Raw genomic sequence first — 11201 nt, forward strand, 5'->3', positions numbered from 1 at the left:
GTGTAATTGGTTTTTCACTCCAACGAGTTTTAGTAATATCGATTTCTCCGGCACATCGCATTCCGTATTTATTGAGATAAGCATAGATAACGTCTAGAGTTTCCTGTCCACCATCAAACTTAACGAGTTCATCCAAAAAGTTTTCTTCTTTTACATGCTGTAAAAAATTAATTACTTCTGGATAAGGACGAACCACATCTGCTACATCCAATAGCGCCAGGCCCATTTCCGAAGTAATATTGCCCAGTACAGATTGAGAAAGCGTATCTGCTACGTTTTTTTCACCTAACCACTTGTACATTTTTTCATTGATCCATGATGAAGCATCCATAGCAGCCGTAATCACACCCAAACTTTGTGGGTTAAATAGAATCTTCTTTAATTGCTGGATATCTTCTAGAATAAAATCAAATAAATCTGATCCTGATTTCGTTTGGATGTTTTGTTTTAACTCTTCTATCGATGTTTGACTACTCTTAATTAAATCAGAAACGAGTGTCGGATCGTTTTCGTTTTGAAAACCCGCAGACGACATACCTTTATTGCTTTTACTGGGATTCAGTTCTTTTTTATCACTTGGTAACGATTTTATAAAATTTCCTCGATCTATTATGGTCGTAAGTGCGTCTTTTATGAGAGGATCGGATTGTCCTAGGGCATTTAATAACATTTCTCTGCTAACAGGTGAAGCAAGATTAAGTGTGATATCAACAAACAACCTTCCACCAGCTTTACGCATAGGTGCAGGAGTCGTTAACAGGAAAAAAGACAATCCCAGTGGTTTCATAGAATCGGTCATCATTTGTTGATGTCCGACAGATACGTAAACGTGATTTTCTTGATCATTAGCTTCAGGGATCGGGTATAAAGTAGTGATTGGCCGACTCTGGACAATATAAAATGTATCATCAACCAAACACCATTCGATATCTTGTGGGCACCCAAAATGAGCTTCGATCTGCCTTCCTATACGTGCTAATTGTAAAATTTGTTGTTCAGTAAGTGTTTGAGTCTTTTGCTGATTGGGATCGATTTGCTGTGTCTCTGTTCCTCCTTCTTTTACTCCATAGATAGCCAATTTTTTTGTTGCTATCATATTATCGACAATTTCCTCTCCCTGCACTTTATAACAATCGGGAGATACCAAGCCAGAGACCAGTGCTTCTCCAAGTCCAAAACTAGCCTCTATTGACAGCAGCTTTCGGTTAGAAGTAATCGGATCAGCGGTAAATAAAATCCCTGAAGCCTGCGGGAAAACCATCCTTTGAACGATAACGGATAAATAAACTTGACTGTGGTCAAATCCATTTTGCATACGGTAGATTACCGCGCGATCCGTAAATAGAGAAGCCCAACATTTTCTGATATGCTGCATGATGGCTTCGATGCCGATAATATTTAAATAGGTGTCATGTTGACCTGCAAAAGAGGCATGTGGCAAATCTTCAGCAGTCGCACTAGAACGCACTGCATAAGCATGTTCATCACCAAATTGGGAGAGATAGTGAGTAACTGCTTTCACAACATCGGAAGGAACTTCTACTTCCATAATGATTTGTCGGATCTTCCTGCTGATTTCACCAATTTGCTCGCGATCTTCTGCTTTTAGCATGGTTAGCCGATCCAACAAAGCATGATACATTTCGTTTTGTTCTATAGCTTTTTGATATCCCACTGTTGTTACACAAAATCCTTCTGGTACTTGAATTCCTTCAATATTTGATAAATTCCCTAAATTTAACCCTTTTCCGCCAACGAGCAAAAGCTGTGTGTTTTCCATTTCCTGAAAACCAAGTACCAAAGAACTCATTCAATCCCTCTCCTAACCAGCTTTTATTTTCTTTAATATATTTTCCCGTCCAACAAATCTAGTCAAAGTTCTATTGTAGTTTAGCAGTAGAAAATACGAATAAATAGTCTATATTTCCCATTTTCTATATGCTATAATTAACTTAGGAAGAGTCAGAGTTCGCTCTTTAAAAGAAGCTAGATCTTTCCATACAGTAGGCTTATATCCCGGTTCATCCACTCGAAAGTAGCTCATATACCTTTAAGAAACCCCACAATTCATATTGTCAAATTCAACTTTATTCCTTCTGATTTATGTATTTTCCCAAAAATACATTGTATTAATAGAGATTTAGAACAAACCTCAATTTAAATTATGGATATCAGATAGTGTTTTATTGCCCTTCCACAATTCGTGGTTGGGTTTTATTATTTTAAAAACTCAATCATCGCTTCCATTGTATTTAGATCGTTCTCTTCTTCCTCGAAAATCCTTTCTATTGCCACTGAATTTGAGTCTTGCCTACCTCCCCGTTATTAATTTGAGAGGCACATCTTAGATCATCAGCTTTTAATCTCTTAACGTAATTGCTAAAATCACGTTCTTTATTGTTGAATAATTTCAATACGTGATTCAGTAATTCCATTTCAAACTCATCTTTATAACTAACACTGACTTGTTTAACCTTTAAATTCCCCTCTTCACCCATAGGCCTCTTTCGCCATTGCTTAAAAACCAGCAGCATTCGCAAACACTTGGTGCATCTTAGTGGATATATAACGCAATCAAACAGGGCTGAGTTTAGGTAAATAAAAAGAATTACTTATGGCAATTCTATATTTATGCTATTCGGGATTATGTTTGCCATTACCAATGTATGCAGGCTCAATTTCGCCTTCTTAATTCTAGCTGTATCCATAATCAGTAGTAGGCTCATCTTTGTAATAAACAATTGTAAGATACCTATCATTACCACCATATCGAAGTGAAGATGTAGCAAATCTAACCTCTAGATCATAATTTCACTATTTGTTAAACCCAGTTCTTCATTTATGAATTGTCTTACATCCTTTTCCATTTGTTCCTCAGTGTCTGCTTGAGGCGTGTAGTAGTAAAAGGTTCCACCTATGATAACCAATAATATAATAATTGCTGTAATAAATATTTTATTCATTTTTTCTCCTTTAAAACTTTAGATTTCTTGACTTTACTCTACTGGAAAAATTATCACTTTTGATAGAAAATGGTTCGTCACGTTTCGGCATTTAGGCAAAAAAAATAAGCACCTGGTTAGAGGTGCTTTGCTCAAAATGATGTAAACCTAATAAATATTATTCCTAATAAAATACTAATATTTTTTTAAAGTTATAATCCTCTAATAATTTTCATTTTAACTTGTCTACTTTACTAATTGATCCCTCAGAATCAAAGTAGACCTTAATTGAATGACTATACTTTGTTTCCTTTCCTATAACATTTACAGATGCACTTTTGTAAAAGGCAGTGACATGAACCCTATCTCTTGGTTTTTCGTAGTTATACCTGTATTCAATCTCTGGATCGTCTTTGTAATAAATTCTCTTGGAATAAGATGAATCATAGAAATCATACTCATCCATATCGATTCTTGCGTTACCTAAATCCGCCTTTTGTATTTCAATTACCTTTTCAATCCGATCGTTCGCTAATTGCTTATAGTTTGATAAATTGTTTTTACTGCAATGAAACCAATCAAAATTATCAAGGCAATTGTAACTAAAATTTTCAATATTTTCTTCATGAATAACACCTGACACCTTTCATTTGAGAGACTCCAACTTCTTAATATACTTGATATGTAAAAAGAAGCGGGATAAAATCATTCATCATGCCTCGGCATTTCGGCGAATAAAAACACCTCTTGAGAGATGCTTAAATAGATTTTATGTATATACTCATTATTCTTATCTCAGCTTCACAATTCGGACAAATTACTGCAGCTTTAACTAGATTTCCGTAGGTAATACTGACCAACTCATATTTCCCTCATGTACTTCAGTACGAATAAAAATCAAACCAATTACAAATAGCCTTCTTAATGGGTTAGTTGTAATACATTACGTCTTTTAGTTAAATGTTTAGAGATTTATAATTGCATTGTGAGACTTGGGTTGATAAGCCATATTATTTTTCTCGCAGAAACGCCTAAGCTTTTTGCTTTGGCGTTTTTTTGTTTTACTTAAAAAACTGGACATGTGGTCCTTATTCGTTTCAAGTCTGAGATTTAGGCAAATATGTAAACGCATCATGAACGCTCATTCCTACAGCTTCTTTTGTCGTCGTTACCGGCGTCGTCTGCGGTTCTACTGTAAATAAATCGGATAAATTGTCTGACACGGTTAATTCGGACAGTCAGTAAAAAACGCCTCCTAACGGCAGTGAAATATCGGTGATAATACGAATGTTGACCGTATCCATGACCGTATCACTCTGCGTGTTAGAAAGCGTTTATACGTAAGGCTCGTCGCCTGTTTTAATTACATCCCAAGAGGACGTATTATATAGGTAATTAAACCTTGTCAAATCAATAATTTCGAGAAAGTATGTGTAGTATTTGTGTAGTAAAATTTATATATTCTTTAAATAACACTATATTATAGCTCTTATATAGACATCATATAGTAAGCTTTTCACAATTCTTTTATAACAAGAATCATTCTTTATGTTCTAAGTCATCCGGGGAAGTATCGGTTGAAAAACCTTGCTGTTCAACATTATGATTTCTTCCAACGTAATATAAATACTGCACATCTTTTTCTGTCTGAAAAACTACATCGAATTTGTAAGGGCTATAATTTCTACCTTCTCGTGCTGTGATAGTCCAAGATTCATCTTGATAATTTTCCTGTAAATATACTTCAAGGACGTTCTTTCTTTCTTTAACTTGATTATTTATCCATATTGGTCTAACAATAAAAAATGTTAATACACTAAATATTAATATGGAATTTAGTAATATTAAAGTTAACTTTTTATGTCTTAGGAATATAAAACTAAGTAATAAAACCGACAGTATTATAATGATGGAAAAAATTATTTCTATTACTGTTATTGGATACAAGTTAAATCACCTCCTTATTATTACTTTAATTTCAATGAACAATGTTTAGTTATTCTTTTGTATTATGTAAAGGACATGTGGACTTTATAATATAAGCCCCACATGTCTAAAGAATTAAAAATAAAAATCAATAGGAATCATGGTCATGTAACTCTGGTTTACACTCCAACTAACATAGTGTGGACTAGTGTTATATTGTCCACCATCAGGATCTTTTATTACAAATTGACTACCATTAAAGCCCATCCCTAAGATAAAGTGCCAACTTGTATAAACGTCATCGTTAAAGTTATGCTCAAATCTTAATGGCACTAAATCTCCTTGACCTATTATAGTTTTATATTGTTCAAAGTATCCATTTGCTGATTGGACATAGGCTCTAAATGGATAAGTAGTAGATGAGTATCGAATGTTTAATTGACGGCGTACGCCATCCCTAAAATCACTAGCTGATGTACCTATAGAACCTGTCTTCATTTGAGTTGCCATTAAATTAATGAATTTTGCATCGCCACCATAATTTGAGTAATCATAAGTAAGATGACCAATAGATTTATAATAATTTGCTGCCATAGTACCAACTGCAGGTCCGCATGCCGTATTTGGACTTGTTACACCTGATGTTCTTTGCCACACACGTCTCACATATAGCTCTTTTGAAAACACTGCAGCTGTTGTATATATGGTTTCGGTAGAACTAGTTTTATTATTATTTAAATATTTCTTCCAGTCCTTCCTATATCGAAATGAATCTTTTGGTAGAGATCTCAAAGTGAATTTTTCTAGGGATGCTATTGATTTATCTAATTCCACTGTATTTGCAGTTGATAACATAGAATTCTTTTTATCTGTTTTCAATTGATCAATTTTTTTATTAATACTATTGTTAACTTTAATTTTTAATTCATCTTTATTTTTAGCGCTAACATAATTAAATGCATTCAAATAATAGTTTTGTTCTCCATCAACTTTTTCGAACTCAGTTTTTCCAAAGCTGTATTGGAGAATAGGGTCTCTCTCTTTTGTGGCTGAAATAATAATATACCCACTATACTCATCAAGTTCATACAATTCAAAGTAATATCCTAGTACACTATCATCAATATCATAAACATTATGCTTAAATTCAATTTTTGCTTTTTTCCATTCTTCTAAATGAGTAGAATCAAGAGTAAAGTTCTTTATAACATTTTCAGCTTCTTGTAAAGTAATCAAATTATCTGAAGATGCGGCTGATACAGGACTACAAGCTAAAAACACAGAAGCAATTATTAAAATTACAAATAGTAATTTTTTCATTTAACACCATCCTTTTCCAATTTTTTAGTTCTTCATTATTATATATTTAAATAGAACTAAAAGGTAGTTAGTATTGTTGGGAAATAAAAATCTTCCACCCTAAATTTACCTATCTATTTTATGTGCCGTTTCCCAATAAAAGATGATGGACTTTTACAATTAGCTATGTTCTGATTACACTCTTAAATGAAAAATACCCATTCACACAATTTGTGAAGCGGGCATTAACTTATCATTGTAAAATACTTGTGTTTTTCAAACTATTTACATTTAAATCGTATTCATAGAAACACACGCTACAATCCATATGTAGTTGTCCAAACTTTAAAGGAATCTCTTGTTCTTTCCTTATAGTTTAGGACATCTAATTTAAATTGAACAGGATAAATTACATTTGCCTTTTTTGTAAGCAAGCCCTGTTCCCCAAATTCTTGAAACGCACTGATCCATTTTCTTATATTCGTTTTACTTGGAACTCCAAATCTAGTAGCCAGGGTGGCATAACCACCTTCACCGGCTAAATAAGTGTGAACCACTTTTTGGTTGAATTCTTTATCATATTTGACCACAAAAAAACACCTCAATAGTAGATTTGGTGGTCTAACTTTCGGGGTGCAATACATAATAGGCGCTCAAACTAATCATTAATCGATTTTAAATTCTTCTAGTTTTTCCATTAGAATTGAATATTGTCCTACAATTAAAATACAAACTTCTTCTATTTCATTTAGTTTTCCGTCGTCTCTCATTTTCTGATTCAATACTGACAAGTCGATTTTATTTTGTTCTATTATGAAATTAATATATGTTTCGATATATTCATCTATTATTTTCAGTATAATATATAATCCGGATTCAGTAAAATCTTTGTCAAAATTACCAAAAATAGCCAATCCTTCATTTGAAAGAATATTGTTGATTGAAGTTGTTTTAGGATGAGAATTAGCACTAAGATAATTATATAAACTACTCATTTTCTTATTTTCATCAATTGAAGCTCTAACAACCCTTGGAGCAATGTAATTTTCTTTCGAAGAAATCCAATCACGCTCTTTTTCAGGATGTTTGATAAAATATTGAGCCAACCAAAAAACTTCACAACTTTGCCTAACCAAAATGAAATATTCATCCACCATAGATTGCATTAACATCTGATGGGAAACAGAAATATGATTAATGAATTTGGATCCAAGAATTAAAAGTGCGGAACCCGAAGGCTTCTCCATATCAATGTTATTCGAAGTCAAATGAGCCAAACTTATAAAATCCCAAAATAATTCTTCTTTATCTCCAATTGTATCCGAACTTCGTTTGGTTCTGTCCGATGAAAAATAACTAGCCCTTAAATCATGAGCAACATCATAATAATTTTTTATAGCCAAACTTTACACCTTCCCTCTATTTATAATTTACTATAGATAGGCGGGAAATTCAGTAACAATTAAAAAGCACCTAGACCAATTGTCCAGATGCTTTAGAAAGGAGGAAAGACATTTACCACGGTTCTTATCACCATGGCCACCTGAACACGTGTTAGATGAACTCCATTCTAGTGAAGTGGAGAAAATAAAAGATGTATTAATTAGGCTCGCTCAATGATGTACATTTTTTTGTAGTGTAATGTGTAGCAAAAGTTTATTTCCTATCGGTTTCTATCTTTTTTCAAAAAAAGAAAAAACCGCCCTAAACGTTATCATATCAACGTTTAGGGCGGTTTTCATTTTTACTAACTTGACTCAATTTGACGTAATTACGTCCCAGGAGGGATTCGAACCCCCGACCGACTAAAATTTTCATTGTTGAATATTCAATAGATTATCAACAGTATCAACATTTACACAGTCTAGACGATTCAAACTTTGAGCGTTCTTAGTTCGCATATCAACTTCCTTCATCATTATAAGAAAGCAGTTTACATTAATCAATGAATTTCCATTTATAACCACCTGCTGTTTTTGTCGCTCCTGTACAAGCACGTCTGATAGATGAATCACTTATGCTATTTTTTCTTGAGGCTTCTTTTACCGATGAATAAATTATCGTACTATTATCAATCAATATTTTTGCTACTATTCTTTTCTTTTTTGTGGGTCCTTTTCGTAATCCAATTTCATAAGCATGTTGATTGTTTTCAGCGTGGTTAGACCATTCTAAATTCGTTGCTACGTTGTTTGTTTTGTTTCCGTCAATATGATTCACGATATTACAGTACATTCGTTCAGGACAAAAAGCCAACGCAACCAATCGGTGTATTCTCATAATATGATATTCTCCATCATTGTTTATCAAATTAACTATGCAATATTGGTTATTATCATTGATCTCACGATGTTTTAATATCGAACCTTTTTTGGAGAGTTTGTAACTTTTAATTCTCCCTAAGTTGCTAACTTTGTAATCATTAAATCCTTCAATAAATTCCCAAAGTTCATTATTCATTCCGCTCACCTCTTACTCTTTATATTGAAAGGGAATCAAGATGTAAGGAGTGGCGATTGGATTTATTTATATAGTAGAAACACATAAATGTTGCCACAAAAGTTAGGGAGACCATTTGGACTCCTCAAGTAAAATGTAAGTTTTATGAACGTGTCTAGAGTGAGAATCATAAAAAACATGTCAATTATGTTAGTTTTTCTGTAGTTTCCCACGATTTTTCGATGTTTTTCCATCGTTTTTTAAGGTCTTTTCCATCATTAATACCATGATAAATCAATGATCTCATGCTTCTGAATTTAGGTTTCTGTAGTTAAAGGAACAACTTGGGAGCAGAAAACCAATACTGGTGCGTGTTTTCTCGATTTATCACCTCGAAAACTATGCAGTTTTTTTATGTTTTTTAATGTACTTCAGCATGATTAATAGAAAGTCGTTTCAAGATTAATTACGGGAATTTAGATTTTTGCGAGAGAACCATGCTTCAGTCCCTTTGTTTCAATAGGCGTTTTTTAAAAGCGACCTGGGGTAGTCTATGTTCATTACATATTGTTATTGACCCGCTTCCCAACGGGAAAAGGCGATGTTGCTTCTGAAATCTGTAAGATTTCTAGAGCAAAGGTTACTGAGCATGCGAAGTAACCTAATAATAATCAATCACAAAATTAACGTTTGCACCTCTTGAGTACAAACGTTATTAATAAGGTCTGTATGGACGAACATAATGCTCTACATTGTGGACTTCACTGTGTTCGTCTCATGCCACTCCTGATGGTCGTTTTCTCATGTTTTAGTACTGGCACAAATACCATATTCCTCTTTAAAGCAGACCTCGAGCAAACGTTGGTACTAATGGCCTTTTCTCTGTTACTGGCACACTTTTTGTGCCATTAAATCAAATTATATTAGTTTCCTTACAGGGTCATTGCTGTCAATACAATAGGTATATATAAATCAAATGGAGGAAAACTACATGAGAGAAACAAAAGGTTTTGGTATGACACAGACTATCAATGTAATTGATGCTATATGTGGTGCTGGTAAAACAAGTTGGGCAATACAACAAATTAATGATAGTATCGGTAAAACTAAAAAACTTGCGTTTGGTGAATCTGAAGATCAAGTGAAATACATATTCGTAACTCCGTTTCTAAATGAAGTTGAACGAATCAAACAAGCAACAGATATTGATTTTGTGGAACCAGAAGCAATCAAAGGTTATGGAACCAAATCGAAACATTTTCAAGCATTAATCACCATTGGGAAATCTATCGTAACGACTCATCAGTTGTTCAAGAAATTAGATTTGGAAACCTTAGATTTAATCGAAGAAAATGGATATACCCTCATCATGGACGAAGTGGCAAATGTTCTTGAGCAATATGATATTTCTAAAAGCGACATTGATTTATTGAGAACTAATGGAACCATAGATATTAAAAAAGACGGAAAAATCGCTTGGTTAGATGATGGTTATAAAGGTAAATTCTCAGACATGAAGATTCTTGCAGAGAGCGACAATTTAGTTTTGCAAAATGGAGTTGCTATGTTCTGGACTATGAATACTAGGGCTTTTGAGGCTTTTGACGAAGTTTATATTTTAACGTATTTGTTCGATGGTCAAACCCAATGCAACTATTACAAAGCAAACTATATAAAATTTAATAAGTTCAGCGTGAAGAACGTAAAAGGTCGATATGAATTAATTGAATATAATCCGTCTATCGAACCTCGTAAAAAACTTTATGATTTGTTGGATATTTTCGAGGAAGATGAAAATGCGAGAAAAAGTTCGCTCAATTCAAATTACGATTCTCGAGAAAAAACAAATGAAAGATTAACTCAAAAGCAGCGATATTATCAACTTTCATCTACATGGTTTAGAAATGCTCCATCGGACGATTTAAATCAACTAAATAATAATTTGAGAAACTACTTTAGACGAGTAGTTCCGACAGAAAATGATGATATCTTTTGGACGACTATATCCGAATTTGCACCCATGTTAAAAAATGCAAAGTGTAAATTAAATAAAAATAATGACAGGAGTAAGGATAATTTTGTTGCATTCAACGCTAGAGCGACCAATGAATATGGGCACTGTAAAAGCATGGCATTTGTATATAATCGATTTATAAATCCATTGGAGCGGAATTTCTTCAGTGAGTACGGAGTAGAAGTAGATGAAGATATGTTAGCAGTATCGGATTTAATACAATTTATTTTTAGAGGTTGTATTCGTAATGAAGAACCAATGAATTGTTATATTCCTTCAGAGCGAATGAGAAGTTTATTAAAAGATTGGTCTGAATTTAAAATTTAAGCAGTGCCCTATTGGGTACTGTTTTTTATTTGACTATGTTAAATAATATTGTTGATATTTCTATAATAAATAAAAAGGACCATAAATTTGGTCCTTTTATTGTTTCCTTACTCAACTAAACCAGCTAATAGGATGTCAATATTTTTTTCTAAAATTCTAATTAACCCTATGTTATACTATTTTGAGCATACCAAACAGCCCTCCAAAAACCTTTTGGAAGGTTTTCTCTTTTTTAATTAAAACCGTTAATTAAG

9 protein-coding genes are annotated in these 11201 nt (G+C 33.2%); 1 reads left to right on the top strand and 8 read right to left on the bottom strand.

From position 1 onward, the window contains the following. The 8 genes from ppsA to AC3EA5_RS01155 all read right to left on the bottom strand — a co-directional run. Window positions 1–1810, bottom strand: a 1810-nt coding sequence (gene ppsA, locus AC3EA5_RS01120; protein WP_488606712.1) for a phosphoenolpyruvate synthase, incomplete at its 3' end; no start/stop codon positions are given. 988 nt (window positions 1811–2798) lie between these two features. Then, window positions 2799–2963 (bottom strand): hypothetical protein, encoded by a 165-nt coding sequence (locus AC3EA5_RS01125; protein ID WP_488606713.1) that lies wholly within the window; start codon window positions 2961–2963, stop codon window positions 2799–2801. A 211-nt stretch (window positions 2964–3174) separates the two neighbouring features. Then, window positions 3175–3585, bottom strand: coding sequence for a hypothetical protein (locus AC3EA5_RS01130; protein ID WP_488606714.1), 411 nt, complete (start codon window positions 3583–3585; stop codon window positions 3175–3177). Between the two features lie 896 nt (window positions 3586–4481). Beyond that, window positions 4482–4889, bottom strand: coding sequence for a hypothetical protein (locus AC3EA5_RS01135; RefSeq protein ID WP_488606715.1), 408 nt, complete (start codon window positions 4887–4889; stop codon window positions 4482–4484). Between the two features lie 114 nt (window positions 4890–5003). Next, complete coding sequence (locus AC3EA5_RS01140) at window positions 5004–6188, bottom strand: hypothetical protein (RefSeq protein ID WP_488606716.1); 1185 nt, start codon at window positions 6186–6188, stop codon at window positions 5004–5006. A gap of 296 nt (window positions 6189–6484) precedes the next feature. Further along, on the bottom strand, window positions 6485–6757 hold the full coding sequence (locus AC3EA5_RS01145; RefSeq protein ID WP_488606717.1) for a helix-turn-helix domain-containing protein: 273 nt from the start codon (window positions 6755–6757) through the stop codon (window positions 6485–6487). A gap of 75 nt (window positions 6758–6832) precedes the next feature. After that, complete coding sequence (locus AC3EA5_RS01150; RefSeq protein ID WP_488606718.1) at window positions 6833–7570, bottom strand: hypothetical protein; 738 nt, start codon at window positions 7568–7570, stop codon at window positions 6833–6835. A gap of 535 nt (window positions 7571–8105) precedes the next feature. After that, a complete protein-coding gene (locus AC3EA5_RS01155; RefSeq protein ID WP_488606719.1) occupies window positions 8106–8627 on the bottom strand; it encodes an NUMOD4 domain-containing protein in 522 nt (173 codons plus the stop codon). A 970-nt stretch (window positions 8628–9597) separates the two neighbouring features. Between AC3EA5_RS01155 and AC3EA5_RS01160 the strand changes: the two genes are divergently transcribed. Continuing rightward, on the top strand, window positions 9598–10947 hold the full coding sequence (locus AC3EA5_RS01160) for a DEAD/DEAH box helicase family protein (RefSeq protein WP_488606720.1): 1350 nt from the start codon (window positions 9598–9600) through the stop codon (window positions 10945–10947). Window positions 10948–11201: the final 254 nt, after the last annotated feature.

Source organism: Paenisporosarcina sp., assembly GCF_057785155.1.

Bases quoted from the DNA above. Each gene is read 5' to 3' on its own strand.
- AC3EA5_RS01155 (WP_488606719.1), bottom strand. From the start codon at position 8,627: ATGAATAATGAACTTTGGGAATTTATTGAAGGATTTAATGATTACAAA.
- AC3EA5_RS01160 (WP_488606720.1), top strand. From the start codon at position 9,598: ATGAGAGAAACAAAAGGTTTTGGTATGACACAGACTATCAATGTAATT.
- AC3EA5_RS01125 (WP_488606713.1), bottom strand. From the start codon at position 2,963: ATGAATAAAATATTTATTACAGCAATTATTATATTATTGGTTATCATA.
- AC3EA5_RS01140 (WP_488606716.1), bottom strand. From the start codon at position 6,188: ATGAAAAAATTACTATTTGTAATTTTAATAATTGCTTCTGTGTTTTTA.